General features: G+C 59.6%; 13 protein-coding genes. 10 read left to right on the top strand and 3 right to left on the bottom strand.

What is annotated here, in order from left to right; genetic code table 11:
* Positions 1–3 precede the first annotated feature (3 nt).
* The 4 genes from QP093_RS09080 to tsaD all read left to right on the top strand — a co-directional run bounded on the left by QP093_RS09080 (position 4) and on the right by tsaD (position 6,028).
* Positions 4–1,983: a fumarate reductase/succinate dehydrogenase flavoprotein subunit gene (locus tag QP093_RS09080; RefSeq protein WP_285016200.1), complete on the top strand. Its 1,980-nt coding sequence runs from the start codon at positions 4–6 to the stop codon at positions 1,981–1,983.
* Positions 1,980–2,723 carry a succinate dehydrogenase/fumarate reductase iron-sulfur subunit gene (locus QP093_RS09075; RefSeq protein WP_058237125.1) on the top strand — a complete coding sequence of 248 codons (744 nt, stop codon included), beginning with the start codon at positions 1,980–1,982 and terminating at the stop codon, positions 2,721–2,723. The genes QP093_RS09080 and QP093_RS09075 overlap by 4 nt, the downstream gene beginning before the upstream one ends.
* Positions 2,724–3,419: 696 nt before the next feature.
* Positions 3,420–4,838, top strand: a complete 1,419-nt coding sequence (locus QP093_RS09070) for a D-alanyl-D-alanine carboxypeptidase family protein (protein WP_285016199.1) — start codon at positions 3,420–3,422, stop codon at positions 4,836–4,838.
* Between the two features lie 77 nt (positions 4,839–4,915).
* Positions 4,916–6,028, top strand: a complete 1,113-nt coding sequence (gene tsaD / locus QP093_RS09065) for a tRNA (adenosine(37)-N6)-threonylcarbamoyltransferase complex transferase subunit TsaD (protein ID WP_227469331.1) — start codon at positions 4,916–4,918, stop codon at positions 6,026–6,028.
* 60 nt (positions 6,029–6,088) lie between these two features.
* On the opposite strand, the gene QP093_RS09060 is transcribed toward tsaD, so the two are convergent.
* Entirely contained in the window at positions 6,089–7,297 is a 1,209-nt protein-coding gene (locus QP093_RS09060) for a glutamate--cysteine ligase (protein ID WP_070726989.1), read from the bottom strand.
* 667 nt (positions 7,298–7,964) lie between these two features.
* Here QP093_RS09060 and QP093_RS09055 point away from each other — a divergent pair.
* The gene (locus tag QP093_RS09055) at positions 7,965–9,221 is read left to right on the top strand and encodes an endonuclease domain-containing protein (RefSeq protein ID WP_285016197.1); all 1,257 of its coding nucleotides are present in this window, start codon (positions 7,965–7,967) and stop codon (positions 9,219–9,221) included.
* 20 nt (positions 9,222–9,241) lie between these two features.
* On the opposite strand, the gene QP093_RS09050 is transcribed toward QP093_RS09055, so the two are convergent.
* Positions 9,242–10,555 carry a class I SAM-dependent methyltransferase gene (locus QP093_RS09050; protein WP_285016195.1) on the bottom strand — a complete coding sequence of 438 codons (1,314 nt, stop codon included), beginning with the start codon at positions 10,553–10,555 and terminating at the stop codon, positions 9,242–9,244.
* Positions 10,556–11,238: 683 nt separating this feature from the next.
* Here QP093_RS09050 and groES point away from each other — a divergent pair.
* Positions 11,239–11,535, top strand: a complete 297-nt coding sequence (groES, locus tag QP093_RS09045; RefSeq protein WP_058237849.1) for a co-chaperone GroES — start codon at positions 11,239–11,241, stop codon at positions 11,533–11,535.
* A gap of 183 nt (positions 11,536–11,718) precedes the next feature.
* On the opposite strand, the gene QP093_RS09040 is transcribed toward groES, so the two are convergent.
* Positions 11,719–12,009, bottom strand: a complete 291-nt coding sequence (locus tag QP093_RS09040; protein ID WP_058237120.1) for a WhiB family transcriptional regulator — start codon at positions 12,007–12,009, stop codon at positions 11,719–11,721.
* Between the two features lie 396 nt (positions 12,010–12,405).
* Here QP093_RS09040 and QP093_RS09035 point away from each other — a divergent pair, with 396 nt between their 5' ends.
* From QP093_RS09035 to QP093_RS09020, 4 genes are all read left to right on the top strand, one after another.
* Positions 12,406–13,503, top strand: a complete 1,098-nt coding sequence (locus QP093_RS09035; RefSeq protein WP_285016192.1) for a MerR family transcriptional regulator — start codon at positions 12,406–12,408, stop codon at positions 13,501–13,503.
* A gap of 107 nt (positions 13,504–13,610) precedes the next feature.
* Complete coding sequence (locus QP093_RS09030; RefSeq protein WP_285016190.1) at positions 13,611–14,972, top strand: AGE family epimerase/isomerase; 1,362 nt, start codon at positions 13,611–13,613, stop codon at positions 14,970–14,972.
* A gap of 234 nt (positions 14,973–15,206) precedes the next feature.
* Positions 15,207–16,727 (top strand): IMP dehydrogenase, encoded by a 1,521-nt coding sequence (guaB, locus tag QP093_RS09025; protein WP_285016188.1) that lies wholly within the window; start codon positions 15,207–15,209, stop codon positions 16,725–16,727.
* Between the two features lie 277 nt (positions 16,728–17,004).
* Complete coding sequence (locus QP093_RS09020) at positions 17,005–17,385, top strand: cupin domain-containing protein (RefSeq protein WP_058237118.1); 381 nt, start codon at positions 17,005–17,007, stop codon at positions 17,383–17,385.
* Positions 17,386–18,060: the final 675 nt, after the last annotated feature.

Genomic DNA, 18,060 nt, shown 5'->3' with positions numbered 1-18,060 from the left:
AAAATGAGTGAGACATTAATAGCAGGCTTGTATCGCGAGGGCGACGCCATTGCCGACACGAAAGCGCCTCTGGACGTGCCGTTGTCACAATGCTGGGAGCAGCGAAAGTTCTCTGCAGCCCTCGTCAACCCTGCGAACCGACGCAAACTTCACGTCATCATTGTGGGAACCGGTCTGGCCGGCGGCGCCGCTGCCGCGTCGCTGGGCGAAATGGGCTACCACGTCGACGTGTTCTTCTATCAGGATTCCGCCCGTCGAGCACACTCCATCGCTGCTCAAGGCGGCATCAACGCGGCAAAGAACTACCGCAACGACAACGACTCGGTTTACCGGCTCTTCTACGACACGGTCAAGGGTGGTGACTACCGCGCCCGTGAAACAAACGTGTATCGACTGGCAGAAGTCAGCGCCAACATCATTGACCAGTGCGTCGCGCAGGGCGTGCCGTTCGCACGCGAGTACGGCGGTCTTCTGGACAACCGCTCCTTCGGTGGTGTGCAGGTTTCCCGTACGTTCTACGCACGTGGCCAGACAGGTCAGCAGCTGCTGATCGGTGCCTACCAAGCGCTGGAGCGTCAGGTTGCGGCAGGAACCGTCATCGAGCACTCACGTCATGAAATGGTCGAACTGATCGTCTCTGACGGCAAGGCTCGCGGCATCGTCGCTCGCGATATGTCCACCGGCGAGCTGGAACCGTACGTAGCTGACGCAGTCGTGTTGGCGACCGGCGGATACGGCAACGTGTTCTTCCTGTCAACCAACGCAATGGGCTGCAATGCAACCGCCATCTGGCGTGCACACCGTAAGGGCGCATACTTCGCGAACCCGTGCTTCACGCAGATCCACCCGACCTGTATTCCTCAGCATGGCGATCAGCAATCCAAGCTGACCCTGATGAGTGAATCGCTACGTAACGACGGTCGCATCTGGGTGCCGAAGAAGAAGGAAGACTGCAAGAAGGACCCTCGCGAGATTCCGGAGGAAGATCGCGACTACTACCTCGAACGCATCTACCCCTCGTTCGGTAACCTCGTTCCCCGCGATATTGCGTCGCGCCAGGCGAAGAACATGTGCGACGAAGGTCGCGGTGTCGGACCTGAGATTCAAGGCGTGGCCCGTGGCGTGTACCTGGACTTCTCAGAAGCCATCGAGCGCATGGGACGCGAGGCCGTCAGCGCCAAGTACGGCAACCTGTTCGACATGTACGAGCGCATCACCGGTGACAACCCGTACGACGTTCCGATGCGTATTTACCCTGCAGTCCACTACACCATGGGCGGCCTGTGGGTTGACTACGACCTCGAGTCGAACCTCGATGGCCTGTACGTGGCAGGTGAAGCTAACTTCTCCGACCACGGTGCCAACCGACTGGGTGCATCGGCACTGATGCAGGGCCTGTCAGACGGCTACTTCGTTCTGCCTAACACCATCAACGACTACCTGGCGCACGCTTTCGGTTTGCCGAAGCTTGACAAGTCGAGCCCGGATGTTGTGGCAGCGATGAAGGAAGCACAGGACAAGATCGATCGCCTGATGGCAGTGGGAGGCAACCGCTCGGTGGACTCCTTCCACAAGGAACTTGGCCATATCATGTGGGAATACTGCGGCATGGAGCGTACCGAGAAAGGCCTGCGCAAGGCGATCGATATGATCCGTAAGTTGCGCCAGGACTTCTGGGCAAACGTGCGTGTGCCCGGACGGTCAGTCGGAGAACTCAACCAGTCCCTGGAGCGCGCCGGTCGCGTCGCTGACTTCATGGAGCTGGGCGAGCTCATGTGCGTGGATGCGTTGCACCGCGAGGAATCGTGTGGCGGCCACTTCCGCGCAGAGTCCCAGACACCCGAGGGCGAGGCACTTCGTCACGACGACAAGTTCCTGTACGTCGCCGCTTGGGAGTGGACCGGTGAGGGGCAGCCCCCAATCCTGCACAAGGAAGATCTGATCTACAACAACATCGAGCTGAAACAGCGGAGCTACAAGTGAACCTGACATTAAGAATCTGGCGCCAAAACGGGCCCGAGGACCCCGGTGCCATGCACGAGTACGAAGTCCGCGGAGTATCCGAGGAATCCTCATTCCTCGAAATGCTCGACATTCTCAACGAAGAACTCTTCGAACGCGGGGAAGAACCGATTGCATTTGACTCGGACTGCCGTGAAGGCATCTGCGGTCAGTGCGGCCTGGTCATCAACGGCATCGCTCACGGACCCGAGGTGACGACCACATGTCAGCTGCACATGCGTCACTTCAACGATGGCGACACCATCACCATCGAGCCGTGGCGTGCCAACGGTTTCCCGGTTATTCGCGACCTGGTCGTGAACCGTTCTGCTTTCGACCGCATCATCCAGGCTGGCGGCTACATTTCCGTCAACACGGGTGCTGCGCCGGATGCGCACGCCACGCCGATCCCGAAGCAGGATGCAGACAAGGCGTTCGAAGCTGCTGCCTGCATTGGCTGCGGTGCGTGTGTGGCTGCATGCCCGAATGCATCGGCCATGTTGTTCACCTCCGCGAAGGTCACGCACTTGAACCTGCTGCCGCAAGGTAAGCCGGAGAACCTCAAGCGCGTCAACGCGATGCTTAACCAGATGGACGCTGAAGGCTTTGGCGCTTGCACCAACATCGGCGAGTGCGCGGCTGTCTGCCCGAAGCAGATCCCGTTGGATGTGATCTCCACGCTGAACCGTCAGCTCGGAAAGGCACTGTTCAAAGGGTTGTAAACTTCGAGGACCTGTCACCCATGGGGCAGTAGCCCCGACAGGTGCCAGAGTCTTGCAGTTGGGGGCGGGAGCCAAGTGAAAACTTGGCTCCCGCCCTTCATGCTGCCGCCCTCGACCCTGTCACCTACGCTGACGCTGCTGTCTGTGCTTTCCCTTCTGTGCGCGCAAAGCCTGCGTGACCTCGGACCCAACTATGCTGCTGGGTCCAACCATGCTGCCGAACCCAACCCTGCTGCGTCAGTGCCGCACCCTCCCGTACCCCGAGGTTCGAATTCGGCGCGGTTTGAATCGGTGTGATCGAAGCAGGAAGCTTGTGACCTGCGCTTTTATCGTGATCAGCCTCGTCGAGTCGCCCTCGTCGATGCCGAATTCGAACCTGGGGGACTGGGACGGGACTGGGACGGGACTGAGACGGGACTGAGACGGGACTGGGTCGGGACTGGGGTGAGATGCGACTGGGTCGGGATGGGTACGAACGCTGGCATTTTTACTGGACTGGCTCTAGAACAGGGGGACGTGTAATTGGGCTTGGGGCCCTAGGACTTGGACTGGGGCAGGGCTCGGGGCTTGTGTCTGGGGCTTGAGGCGCGGGTGGATGCGGTTCGTCACCGGGTGGTGTCGCGGCCGCAGGGAACACGCATAATACAATCGACGCATTGGCAGTGCCGGTGACGCATGCGAACGGAGGTGTTGGCGATGCCGATATTCCTATCAGCGGGCGGGCGCCAACACACACGCATCGGCAGGAAAGCGCGGCGCCCTTTACCTGATCCGCTTGCACTTCGCACCGATCCGAAGACCGCCGCCGGTACGACCAGCGCTGCCGACCCTGACGGTTCTTCCAGCATTACCAGCACAACAAGCGCGGACAGTGCCGAGGGAGGTGAGCAACTCCGAGGTAGCACAGACTCCGAGATGCCGGCCTCCTATCCGCCGCAACCTTGGGATGACCCGACCTGTGAACGGCCTGGTCCATTTCCCCTTCGGCCTGTCTCACCTAAAGAAAGCGATTCGACCGGCAGTGACAGTGCGTACGCGGATCACAAACGCTTCCCGGCACACACTTCCCATTCGGCAGGTGCAACCATCGCAACGGTGACGACACGCGTGGGAATTTGCCTGCTGGCCAGCATCCTTGTCGCGGTAGCGTTGGCATGGGACAGTCCCACCATCAGTGCGCTGCGTGCACAGGTGGAAAACACGCCAGCAGCCGCGAGCCAGTCGGCCAGTGATGATAACGTCGAGCCGGCGCGAGCAGTCGACGTGACAGCCAACCAGTCGCAATCGGCTGAAAACATGCCCATCGCGCACGACCCGTTCGACCACCCTGCAGTGGCTACAACTGCTGCGAGCTGGCAGGTGATGGATGCCCAAACCGGCGACCTGATCGCGGCCGAACAGATTGATCGCGCCGTCAGTGCTGCCAGTACTCAGAAGCTCTTCACCGTTGAATACGCCGTGAGTAGGCTCTCCCTCGACGATGTTCTCAGTGTCGATGAGGAAACACTTTTGATGCCGCCCGACAACTCCTCACTCGCTGGAATCGTGCCGGGCGAGTACACGTTGCGCGAACTGCTCACGGGGTTGCTGCTGCCCTCAGGCAATGACGCGGCATATGCAATAGCCGTGGGAACCGGCCGCGACCTGCTCAATAATGAAAAGGCTGCGCCACAGGACGCCCTCGCTGCCTACGTCGAGGGGCTGGCGCAATTCCTAGCGGACCACGGCTACAACGATACGCACATCTCCGAGCCCTCAGGTCTGAACACCGTTGACCGATCGACTGTGCGGGACGTTTCGCGCGTGGTGACCGCACTCATGACCAAACAGTGGTTCCGCGATATTGTCGCAATGCCCACAGCGTCAGTTCAGACCTCCACGGGCGAGTATCAATGGAAAAACACGAACTACTTCCTGGACCCCGACAAGCCGCAGTACGATCCGCATGTGTACGGAGTCAAAACCGGCTCAATCCCGGACCTGTTCAACATCGTTACCGCCTATCGAGCAGATAGTTCCGACGAGTATCTTCTTTTCGTCTACGGGTCAGCCACGGATGAGGACCGATACGCGGATACGAGGCTGCTCATTGACACTTTCATCACCGACAAATAGAGCTTCGTCGGCCACCCTCGTCGCTGTTGAGGTGTGCAAAATCGTCATCAGGGCGCGCAGGGACTACAATCGCGTCTGTGACTGGCGAATCTGAACCCCTCATTCTTGGAATCGAATCGACATGCGACGAAACCGGTGTGGCACTGGTACGCGGAACTGAGCTGCTGATCGACCGCACCGCCACATCGATGGACGAATACGCTCGGTACGGCGGAATCATCCCCGAAATTGCGTCACGCGCACACCTGGAATCTTTCATTCCGACCCTCGACAGTGCATTGCACGAGGGAGGCGCCTCGCTATCCGATGTAGATGCCATTGCCGTCAGTGCAGGTCCAGGACTGGTTGGATCTCTGACAGTGGGAATCTGCGCGGCAAAATCGCTGGCATTGGCACTCGATAAGCCACTGTACGGAGTCAACCATGTCATCGGGCATATGGCGGTAGACGGGCTGGCTGAAGGTCCCCTTCCGGAGCGCTTTATCGGTCTTGTTGTCTCGGGCGGACACTCCAACATCCTGCTCGTCGAGAACTGGGTCGATGGCGTGCGTGAACTCGGAGGCACACTGGACGACGCTGCAGGTGAGGCTTTTGACAAGGTTGGCCGTCTGCTCGGGCTGCCCTACCCTGGAGGGCCGCACGTGGATCGCCTGTCTCAGCAAGGAGACCGCGACGCCATTCGTTTCCCACGAGGCCTCCACGCCGTTAAAGACAAGGACCGTTACCGCTACGACTTCAGTTTCTCAGGGTTGAAGACCGCAGTCGCCCGATACGTCGAGGGAGAGAAGGCTCGCGGCGCTGAGCTTCGGGCAGAAGATATCTGTGCCGGCTTTTCCGAAGCGGTCAATGACTCGCTGACCGCCAAAACGGTGAGGGCATGCCTCGATACGGGGTGCGACACCATTGTGATCGGCGGAGGTTTCTCAGCCAACTCGCGGCTTCGCCAGCTGATCCAGGAGCGCGCCGAGGGCGCAGGGCTAACTGTGCGTATGCCTCCCATGCGTTTTTGCACTGACAACGGGGCGCAGATCGCGGCACTGGGAGCTCGTCTCGTTGCCGGTGGTGCGGCGCCATCGGACTGGGACTTTTCACCGGATTCTGCGATGCCGTTGACTCAGACGTGGATGGCGCCGACAAACGCCGACATGGCAGTGGTCTCCGAGTACGAATGTTGTTCACCTAACCGGTGATGCGAGGCAGAAGGTCGCCCTCGGCAATGCTGACAGCAGCACGCCGAGAGGCGAAAAACACTACTTCTTGGAGTCTCGGTCCGTGCTCGGAGCACCCTTGGAGCGGGTGTTGAGGAACTCGAGCGGGTTAAGCGGGCGGCCGGCACGCATCTCGGCGAGCAGCAGCTCGGTGACCGCTTCGCGAGAGTTGTGCCGTGCATTCTCAGCGACGATGCGTTGACGCTGGTAGGACGCTCCGAGTTTGAGGATCTTCTCAATACTTGCCAACTCGTCAGCGCATTTGAGGTCTTTCGCCACAGGCTCCAGATCGTTCAGCATACGAACGACCGTGTCGGTGACCAATTCTTCGTTGCCATGCGCATCCAAAATGAGGATCGCTTCCATCCCGTAACGCGCTGAACGCCACTTGTTCTCAGCGACAAACCACTCCGGCATAGGCTCGATCTGCTCCCCGGCGTCGAGTTTGCGTGAATACCATTCGACCAGGCAGTGTGTCAGTGCTGCAAGGGCTGCGACCTCCGTCGCGTTGGTGGCGGCATCGAAGACGCGGTTCTCCACGGTGCCGAGCTTGGGGGAGGGGCGAACGTCCCAGCGCACCTCATCAAAACCATCGATGATGCCGGTGCGAATCATGTCTGCGGCGTACTTTTCCAGCTGGTCCCACTGTTCGAACTGTTGAGGGATGCCGGCTGTGGGAAGTTGCTGGAAAACCATCGCGCGGTTCGAGGCGTACCCGGTGTCGCGTCCTGACCAGAAGGGCGAGGATGCTGCGAGTGACTGCATATGTCCCAGGCGCGAGGCGAGGGCTGATTGAAGCGGGAGCACTTTGTCTCGCGACTCGACGCCGACGTGGACGTGGATGCCGTACAGGAGCATCTGACGACCCCAGTACTGTGTGCGTTCAACCAGCTCTGCGTAGCGCTCTGAGTCAGTGACGCGCTGGAAGGCTGGAGAGGCGAACGGGTGGGTTCCGGCGCTGCCGAGCTCGATGCGCAGGCGGTCCGTGACCGGTCGGAGAAGCTCGATCGTCTCGGTGATGTCGCGCATGCATTCACCGACCGTGTGCCGGGCTCCGGATGTGATCTCGATGGTGTTGAGCAGCATCTCGCGTTGAATGTGGGGGTGAAGTTTGCCGTCGACCTGAGCTTCGGGTGCGTCCAGAATGGCGTTGGCAGCCTGGCGCAGATCGTTGGAATCCTTGTCAATGAGCTGGAGTTCCCATTCAACGCCAATGGTGGATCGTTCGGACGAGGAGAACGTGAGGTGCATGTTCTCGGCCTTTCGGTGGATGAAACGCGTGGGCGGGTGGTGGCTGGTGCGGCTGGTTTTAGTTGAAGGGATGTCCGTGCGCACCGGCTGTTGTGCTCGCGCTCATGCGAATTAGTAACTGGATCATTGTCCCAGTCTGAAAGGCTGCGCGCACGACAACTCGGCGAATTTCGTCAATCGCGATCGGGCGCGTGGGTGGGGTCGATGTTGAGCAGCTGGCTGCTTGGCGCGGTTGCAGCAACTGCATTCAGGCAGGGGTTGCTAGCGTTCGGCGATTCCTCGATCCGTTGATACTACGCTTGTTTCTTCTTGCGCCACCTTCCTCCCCATCCCCGAGGTTCGAATTCGACGGGATTTTCGAGGTGAACGAAAAGGGCGGATAGCTGTGACCTGCGGTTTCGTCCGGAAATACCTGAGAATGCGTGAATAACTGCTTCGAATTCGAACCTCGGGGATGAAGTGAAGAGGTCAGTAGGGCAGGAGTGGCAGTTGAAAGACGGCAGTGCGCCCGCTTGTCCACAGGTCTGCCTCGTCGATGGCCGGATTCCACAGATGCTTGCGACCGCTGAACATCCGTGCCCGTTCTCTCGCATACTGGCTCAATCGACGAGGGGGGAGCGGGCAACGCGGCGGTCTCAGAATGCGCGAATGTGAAAGGAAGGGCTCGATGGAGTCAGTCAACGGCGGCCACGGTCCACCAACGCTGCGGTGGGTTGCACGGTACATGGTCAAGACGTCGAGACGGCAGCGCCCGAAGCAGGTAGCGGCAGAAACTGGGCGCTTACTGATTCAGATCGTGCGCGGAATTTACCTGTCGACCGCCGTTTTCGATGGCATTGCAGAGCCGTGGAAAATACGGCGAATCATTGAGCTGTCGCGGATCATTGCAGCTGCCATGACCTACCGAGATGCAGTCGTGATTGGAGAATCGGCTGCATTGGTGCACGGCTTGTATACATATGAACTCAGCGGCGATGTCCATCTGCTGGTGCCCACACGACCTGGAAAAGCTGTTCCGACCATGCGAACGATTCGATTGGAATCGTGCAGGACCCAGGGTGGGGTGATCTACTGGTGGGAGCAGCGCAGTGGCGAATCGGTGACAGCGTCGCTGGCACGCGAAGGTTCGCAGCGGCAGACGGTCCATGTGAAAATGGCGCGGATCCGACGACACTCTTCGCGGTCCTTCATGAGCGAAAGACCGCGTCAGCTGGACCTTCAGATGGGGCGTGCGCTGCCAAGTGGCCACCGTCGCTCGCCTCGGTGCGTGATTTTGCGATGCACATCGGTGAACGCAACAGCCCTGACGGCAGCTCTCACGGCGCCTCTGCCGTGCGCATTCGCGATGATGTGCGGTGCGCTGAATCGGACGTCGGGGTTCAAGCGGAGCGTCGAGCACCGTTCGCGCAAGCAGGAAGGCCGTGTGCGTGAGACGTGGCTACGAGCGATTCGACAGCTTCCGAAAGGGTTTCGCTGCAGACGCTGGGCCGAGTGGATATGCAGGCATAGTGATGCCGGATGCGAATCAACTGGTGAAGCGGCCCTTATGTGGGTGTTGAAATCTGGCGGCTGTACGGGTCTGACCACCCAAGTGCGCTCACCTGCCGATCGACTCGGCGGATGCTTCTACATTGACGTGGCACTCGAAAAAGCCAAAGTCGCCATTGAGTTCGACGGCTATGCCAAGTACGGAGACAACCGCTTTGAAGTATCAGATTCCTATGCTCAGCAAATGCGGCGCCAGCACATCCTAGAAAAACGAGGGTGGATCGTCGTGCGTGTGACCTGGTCGGATCTCTTCCACCCCGACCATGTAATCGGCAAAGTATGGGCCGCTGTGGAGCAACGGTCTCGGCTATACGAGACAGTGAAACGAGGTGGACGCCCCAGGCGTCAGGTGAGCAATGACGCGGTCAGAGCCTAGAGGAATGACGCGGTCAGAACCTAATGAGAAGTACGGTTTCCTGCATGATCGAGTCGACGGGTGAGGATTGCACGGTGAGTGTCGCCAAGCCGTGTTGCGAAAACGGTCATCTCACCGCCATCCGAGTCGGAAGAAAGCGCCGAGGCTAAAGCGCGCTGCATTGCTCCGGTATCGATTGAAGCACCGCGCTTCTTGATTTCAACCGAGCTGGGGTCGAATTCGCGAAGCGCCTTCTTGATGGCTTTCATGCGCAGAGGAACCACCGAGCACACCTCAAACCGTGTCCACCATTCGGCAGCGGGTAGCGAGTCTGCGGTGAGGTAAGCAATCGAACCGGAAATGAGGTGTGCACCGAATTGCTCGGCCAACGTGGCGATTCCTCCGGACCGGATCACTGCAGGATCGGGCTCAGTGAGCATCGAGCCAAGGACACCGACAGGTGCCTGCGCAACGCGTGCAGCGCAGTTTCCGCGGGCTCCCTCGTCAATCAGCGTCGAAAACACTGTGCCGGAAGCAGCGCTCCGCATGACACAAGCGGAGCGGCCCGCTGGCAGCCCCATCGCGGGGGAGTAGAGCAGTGCTTCGACCAGTTCCCCGTCGACGCTGGTCCACTGCGCATGCCAGGTTGGCGGCAGCGTGGCATGCTCGATTCCCGGAGCAACTTTGATGGCGACACGACCGATTGTCTTGGCCCAGGAAATCGCCTGTGACAAGGGCGGAGACCACTGTTCCGGATCGTAAATGCGTTGCGAACCGCGTGCAGCGCCGGTCCTCCTGGAGGGGTCAACGAAGAGAGCATCCACGCCGTCTGCGCGCAGTGTGTCGATATCGAGCGCCGTCACGTCAGCAACCCGCACGCGTGCAGTGGGGTAACTCGAGAGATTGGCGGTGGCCACGGCTGCGGTCGTTGCGTCCAGTTCGACGGCTTCAACTCCTAATCCCGCTTGGGCGAAAGCTCGCGAATCCGAACCGATCCCGCACCCAAGGTCCGCCACTGCATGCGCCCCTGCCTGTACAAATGCCGCCGCGTGGCGTTCGGCAATGACACCGCGCGTGGCTTGTTCGAGCCCGTCACGAGTAAAAAACATATCGGCTGCTGTTTCACCGAATTTCGCTTTGCCCTGGATTCGTAGGCTCGTCAAAGTCAGTGCCTCTGCGATCAGATCCGGCGCATATCCTCGGGATCGAAGCTTGGCATTGAGCGTGTTGAGGTGCGGCTGAGCGGTGCGCACGGTGAGGCCTTCAGGCAGGAAACCTGTGATCTCGGAGAGGAGTTTCTTGCCGTCCCCGCTGATCAACTCGCCGAAAACTTGCGATGCATCCGAATAAACCACGCTCCTATCCTGACATGTATAAAGGGCAGAACGAGTGCCGCCCTCACTGGCGTGGCTCACCAATGCTGGAGCGCGAGACGTTGTTGCCTGTGCGAATGCGCGCTGAGGAGTAAGTTTCACTGGCAAATGCGACGAGATACGTGTCTTCCTGGGATCTGACGTGCCAACTTATGCCGTATTAGGTTGGGTGTAGCGCACTCGCGAATACCCTCAGCTCTTCATCCCCGACGCCCGATCCCGAGGTTCGATCTCAACGACACACCCTGTGGCCCGACGTCCCCCTTAAGTCCCGAGGTTCGATTTCGGTGATCTACGAGGGGGACGCTGCTTCGTGACAAGTCTCTGACCAGCGGATTTGTTAAGCCGTGTGCCTGTTGTGCCGATGAAACAGTGCCGAGTTCGAACCTGGGGAACAGGGGGAGGAGGGATGGCAAGAGCTGGTCGGTGTGGAGGCAATCCACTGAGATCTGCGCGCCCCAGGCCACGCGCTAGGCCATGGGACACGGTATTTTGGCACTCGGATTGTCAGAGTGCCAACTGAGCTTTAAAATAGATGCATACGTGAAGTTCGGATCCCTATCCAGCTTCACGCAGCAATGAATGTCTCCAGACCCTGGCCCCCGCGACGGCAGGCGTGAGGAGGCGACCATGAACCTGTTCGAATGAGAAAGGGAGTCAACGAAGTGTCGATCTCCATTAAGCCGCTCGAGGATCGTATCGTGATCCGTCAGCTCGAAGCGGAACGTACCACCGCTTCCGGTCTGGTTATTCCTGACACCGCCAAGGAAAAGCCGCAGGAAGGCGAAGTGATCGCCGTGGGTCCGGGCCGCATTGACGACAACGGCAACCGTGTTCCGATGGACGTGAAGGTTGGCGACTCGGTTATCTACAGCCGCTATGGTGGCACCGAGGTCAAGTACGACGGTGAGGAATACCAGATCCTGTCTGCTCGTGACGTGCTGGCAATTGTCGAGCACTGAGCCAACTGACAAGTAAGTGGTGGGGTTCTGCAGCTGAGCTGCAGGACCCCACCACTGTTTTAAAGCATGTATCAGATTGACCTGTAAGGCGTGTGTCTAAGCGGGACTTTCAGGTAGGCACCGACCTTATCTAGGAGATAGGCAGCCGATTTCCTCCAAGAGACCGGCATGCCAGCGACCTGATCAGGACACGCGGCGACGTTTACGCTGGACGATCTCGCGACGTTCCTCTTCGGTCATGCCACCCCAAATACCATAGGGTTCCTGAGAAGCAAGTGCGTGCTGTCGGCACTGCTCGATGACGGGACAGGTAGCGCACACTGCTTTCGCGTTTGCTGCGCGACGCCGCCTGGCAGCACCACGCTCACCTTCGGGATGGAAGAACATCTCGGTGTCCATGTCTCGGCACGCACCGTCGTACTGCCATTCCCACACGTCCATCATTGGGCCTGGTAGGCGTGACACATCGGTCATTAGAGCTCCTCACTGACTTTTAGCGCATAGGTTCTCAGGGGAAACGGAAGAGTGTTTCTGAGTCCGCTGATGCGGCTTTGATGAAAGGCAATAGCGTCGGGTCCGAGCGAAGTGTTCGGATCTTGAGCTGTTCCCGTTATCGCCACGAGTTAAGACTATATTTTTGTGCAGCTCTTATTCAAGACCGTCTGGAAAATTCCATGCGAATTCCCAGCTGTTCACGCTAAGAGCTGAACGATCCGAGGGGCCCGCGCCTATTCGTAGCCATTCGTTGAATAGAAAATGCGTAAGTAGTGAATAAGTTTCCGGTGGCAGGAAGGTGAGGAAGGGGCGAGAATCAGAGCTGAGGGCCGAGGCGAAGTGCGCTGAGCGCCTCGAGAACCAAAAGGAGGGGCCGTGAGCATCGAGAACGGTGGCGAATTTGACTTCTCACACGCCCCACTGGCAACACCCACACTGCCACTGTCAACGAGCCAGCCACCCGAAATAGGCCCCGTCCCGCTCACCGTGACAGCTGTTGCCGAACGTCTGGGAATCTCCCCGTCGACGGTACGAACATGGGAACGCCGCTACGGAATGGGCCCACGCCGACGCGCAGGTGCTCACCGTCGCTATTTTGCAGATGACATCATGCGGCTGACCCGAATGGTCGAGCTGGTCCGCTCAGGAGTTGCTCCATCTAACGCAGCGGCAACGGTGCGTGAGCTTTCAGCCCGAGACCTGGCAGCGGCGGCGCCCGCGGCGCCACCCTCGTCCCCTGACCAGCTCCTTGATGCCGTGCAACGAGATGATTTCGCGGAGGTTGCCCGGCTGGTCGAAGCGTCAGTGGCGACGCACGGACTGATCCACACCTACACTGACTTCGTCGAACCAGTCACCGAAACGCTTCGTAACGACCCGGCCGGCGAAACCCCCGGCGGCGCATCCTCACTGATGTTGACAGCGATCGTGCTGCGCGTGCTACGAGCCCTCGCTCCGCATGCTGGCAAAGTCTGCCACAGTGACGAGGGCGGCCCACGTGACCGTGATGGGAAGACTCACATGCACGACGCCGCGAATGATGCTGTAGCACGCGATCATGACTCCGCCCGATCCGCCGCTTTGAACGCGAAGAGCGCCTGGTGCCATCACCGTCTGGTCATTATGGCTGATCCTGCGAACTTCATTGCCGCGCATATGGTTGGGGTGGATGTGCAATGGAGAGGCGTGCCAACCTCTATTTTGCTCACCGGATTGTCGGACGCAGCCAGCGCCGTACGGCAATTTGAGAGGCATCGGTGCGAACTGGGCTGCTCTGTCGTGATCGTCATGGGCAAAGGATCAGGGGCCCAGGAGTTAATAGAGCAGCTCACGCGCATAGACGATCTGCATATCGTGCTGGTGGGAGAACGCGCCCCCCACATTGTTGATGCGCGCATTCAGCGCGTGCGCACACTGAGCGCATGCGTCGACGAGACGGTGGCTTTGATGCGCGAATTGTGCGGCACGCCATGAGCTCGACGGCCGACCGTATTAGGCTGTCATGTAGCTATGGCCGAGGGCGGTGAACGCCCGCCGTCATAACCGATAGTCAACCGCACCCGACTCGAAGAAGAACCGCAATGGAAATGCCCTGGTCCAACACCGATCTCATGGTCGGTTTCGATGAAGAATTTGACGCGATTGTCGACTTTGCACGCGCGAGCCGCGTAGATGGCGGATTCGGCTATCTGGATGCGGACGGAGTTGTTGACCCGACCCGGCCGATTGAATTGTGGATCACGTGCCGGATGATACACGTGTTCGCCATGGCCGCGCTCAAAGGTGATGACAGTGCGCGCGAATTTGTCGAGCACGGTGTTGCGTCGTTGCTTGGCCCCCTGCACGATGATGAGCACGGCGGCTGGTACTCAGCGATCACGCCTGACACACACGAAGTTGCCCTCGACAAGAAAGAAGCTTATGCGCACGCTTTCGTCGTTTTGGCGGCAACCTCCGCGCTGGCAGCGGGGATCCCGCAGGCTAACGAACTTTTGGATGAGGCGCTGCGGGTCGAAGAGCGTTACTGGTGGGAACCGGAATTTGGCCGCGTATGCGAATCGTGGGACCTGGCGTTCACTCGAAAAGAGGACTACCGCGGCATCAACGCCAATATGCATACCACCGAGTGCTTCCTGTCTGCTTGGGATGCGACAGGGGATCGCAAGTGGCTTGACCGCGCACGCGGAATCATCCGCTTCGTCTACGACCAGGCTTCCCAGCACGAGTGGCGAATCCCGGAGCACTTCTCAGCGAACTGGCGCATTATCCCGGATTACAACCGTGATGAGCCGGCCCACCCCTTCCGGCCCTTTGGCGTGACGCCTGGTCACGGCCTAGAGTGGGCTCGCCTGTTTGTCCAGGCGCATGCTGCACTGGCGCAGGAGGGCGAACCAGGCGACGACATCGCGTGGATGACCGAGGGAGCAGTACGCCTGTTTGAGCGCGCCGTGGCTGATGGATGGGACGTAGACGGCGCTCCCGGCTTCGTCTACACCACCGATTTCGAGGGTACGCCGGTTGTGCGTGAGCGCATGCACTGGGTGATGTGCGAAGCGATTTCCGCTGCTGTCGCGATTGCCCCCTTCTTGTCCGAGCATCCAGCCGGCAAGTCGCATGCTGGTAACGACAAGGGTGGTGCGCGCAGTGAAAATGATTTACGAGGTGAGGGTGACCTGCGCGATGAGTCGGCTCCGACGATTACCACGCGCAGCCTTCAGGAACTGTATGCGCAGTGGGTGGCGTACGTGGATGAATACCTGCGAGAAGCTCCCGGCCGCTGGTATCACGAGCTGACACCGGACAATGCTCCCGGAATACGCACATGGCCCGGGAAGCCGGATGCATATCACGTGGCTCAGATGCTGATTTTTGCGCGTCTGCCTCTCACACCGACGTTCGCTTCGGCTATCAAGGATGGGTTGCTCGCACCGCTGGATCGCTGATTGTTCTGCGGTGGAGACGCGCAACGGCTCCCTCGTCTGTGCTGCTGACCTGGCGGCGCGACCGGCCACCCTCGTACCTGTGCGCCTGCTCTGCGCACGCCCGAGCTGATCCCGGGGAGCTGCGACGTGTGCACAGAGCAGCCCCGGCTGACCCGCACACACCCGCGCTGATCCGTGACCATTTTCATTGTCATCGAGGGCGATTCGTCGTCCCGATTTGCCTACACTTTGGATATGGCAGACTTTAACGCACATAACCCGTTCGAACTCGTTGGTCTTACATACGACGATGTCCTGCTTCTTCCCGAACTGACAAATGTTGTCCCATCCTCTGTGACAACCCGAGCGCAGCTCACGAAGAGGATCTCCCTCCATATTCCGTTGATCTCGGCCGCGATGGATACCGTCACCGAAGCGCGCATGGCGATCGCGATGGCTCGGCAAGGCGGCATCGGCATCCTGCATCGCAACCTGACGATCGAGGATCAAGTCTCGCAAGTGCGGCAAGTCAAGCGCTCGGAATCGGGCATGGTGGAAGACCCCGTGACAGTGGGGCCCGACGCCACGATTGACGACCTCGACAAGAAGTGCGGCCATTACCGCGTGTCCGGTCTGCCGGTTGTGGATGACGACAATGTTGTGGTCGGCATTATCACCAACCGTGACCTGCGTTTTGTGCCGATGGATCAGTGGTCGACGTTGACAGTACGCGACTGCATGACACCGCGTGAGCGCCTCATCACCGGCAAGGTTGGAATCTCGCGTGAGGACGCCAAGCAGCTGCTGGCTGATCATCGAATCGAGAAGCTTCCGCTCGTTGACGACGAAGGCCACCTGACCGGCTTGATCACGGTGAAAGACTTCGTCAAGACCGAGCAGTACCCGAATGCGACGAAGGACGATCGTGGCCGGCTGGTTGTGGGCGCTGCGATTGGTTTCTGGGGCGACGCGTGGGATCGCGCCGTGGCTCTGGCTGAAGCCGGTGTTGATGTGCTGGTTGTCGACACCGCCAACGGTGGAGCCGAACTCGAACTTGAGATGGTGCGCCGTATCAAGTCAGACTCTCGTTTCGACGGCGTGGATGTGATCGGCGGAAACGTTGCGACCACCGAAGGAGCTCAGGCTCTGATTGACGCAGGTGTGGACGCTGTCAAGGTGGGCGTAGGCCCCGGTTCGATCTGCACTACCCGTGTGGTGGCAGGCGTGGGCGTTCCTCAGGTCACCGCGATCCACCTCGCTGCACAGGCCTGCCGCCCAGCTGGAGTTCCGCTCATTGCCGATGGCGGTCTTCAGTACTCAGGCGATATCGGTAAGGCGCTGGTAGCGGGAGCTGACACGGTCATGCTCGGTTCCCTGCTTGCCGGTTGCGAGGAGTCGCCCGGTGAGCTGGTCTTCACAAACGGTAAGCAGTACAAGCGTTACCGCGGCATGGGCTCTCTTGGAGCAATGAGTTCGCGCGGCAAACGTTCCTACTCGAAGGACCGCTACTTCCAGGCCGATGTGACATCTGATGATCAGATTGTGCCCGAAGGCATTGAGGGACAGGTGCCGTACACCGGTTCGCTCGCCGCGGTCGTCTACCAGCTGATCGGTGGCCTGCACCAAACCATGTTCTACCTGGGTGCTCATACGTTGGACGACTTGAAGCAGAACGGACGTTTCGTGCGTATCACCTCCGCCGGCCTGCGTGAATCTCACCCGCACGACGTGGAAATGACCACTGAGGCGCCGAACTATCACGGAGCCGGCAAGTAGTTTTACCTGGTCGCGCACCGACGCAGCTATTGCGTACCGTGCTGCGTTGCGCGCGTGAAGGGGTGCCTGTCCGCGCACCGACGCGACAGTGCCTGGGCCACCCTCGTCCATTCGTCATGAGATGAGCGACGAGGGTGGCTCTCGCTTGTCTATATCGTACGTGCTCATGGGCAGCGCTGGCTGATATCTGGTCGTAGAAGGGCGGGCGGCTGTAAGCTCGGTATAACGTCCTATGAGAGGCGTTTTTCCGCGTAGAGATCAGCCAAAGGAGCTCATGATGACCACGCACGACACCTTCGTTCTTCGACGTAATGCTGATATGCAGCGCGAGGCGCGCGAACACATGCGGGACGGCGCAGGCACGGTGCACCTGACTCACATTTTGAAGCCTGAGGAGATGTTTGGGCGTGGCCGGATGTTCTCCGAGATCACGCTGCAGCCGGGTGAGTCGATCGGAGTGCATGACCATCAGGGTGAGTCCGAGTTCTACTACATTCTGGCTGGGCGCGGGACGTATGCGGTTGATGATGAGACGTTTGAGGTCGCGGCCGGCGATCTGACTGTTGTGCCTGATCATCATCGACATGGCATCGAGAACACCGGTGATGAGCCGCTTGTGTTCATTGCGCTGATCCTTTTCACCGACGACCACGAGTAAGGCACGCGCGGGAGAAATATAAAGGTCGGGTTAGACCGGCGCGTTGCAGGCCGGAAAAGGCCGGCACGGGATAGACACAGGCCGAGCAAGACTGGCGCGGGAAGGACGCAGGCGCGACAATACCTGCACGGGAAAGGCGCGGGCCGAACAATACCTGCACGGCCGGATATCTCATGCGCATCCCCTTTTTCTTTTCGTCCCCGAGGTTCGATTTGGCGTGGCGGTAGGTTCGTTGTGAGGCTGTGGGCGGTGCGTGTGGTTGGGTGGGTGGGCTTGTGACCTGTGGGAATGCTTGGCCAGTGGGGTCAGTGCGGGTCCTTTGGGCTGTGGGTGTGTGTCGAGTTCGAACCTGGGGGAACGTGCCCGGGGTCTCATGTGATCGTCGCTCCCGTGATTGCCGAGGGGAGACAGGGCTCGTGCTTTGCGGGGATGGCTCAAGCTTGCGCTTTCTTGCGGGCTGAAGGGTTTCGTGTGGGGGTGCGCGTGCGCATACAGCGTCTTCCCACATTGTGGGAATTCTTGTTCCCGCATGCTTGTCCTCCCCTCTTTCCCCGTCTGTCGATCTGAAGAGGGTTCTGCTGCTAACCGCTTACATGGGCGAGGCGTTTGCACTGGTCAGGAGTTACCTATCGGGAGGTAGAGCCGTGATGAATCCAGTGAGAGGCTTCCAGATCG

This window comes from Pauljensenia sp. UMB10120 (assembly GCF_030212035.1).
Taxonomy (GTDB): domain Bacteria; phylum Actinomycetota; class Actinomycetes; order Actinomycetales; family Actinomycetaceae; genus Pauljensenia; species Pauljensenia radingae_A.
The sequence above is the reverse complement of the archived record's forward strand: the minus strand, read 5'-3'. Positions and strand labels throughout refer to the sequence as shown.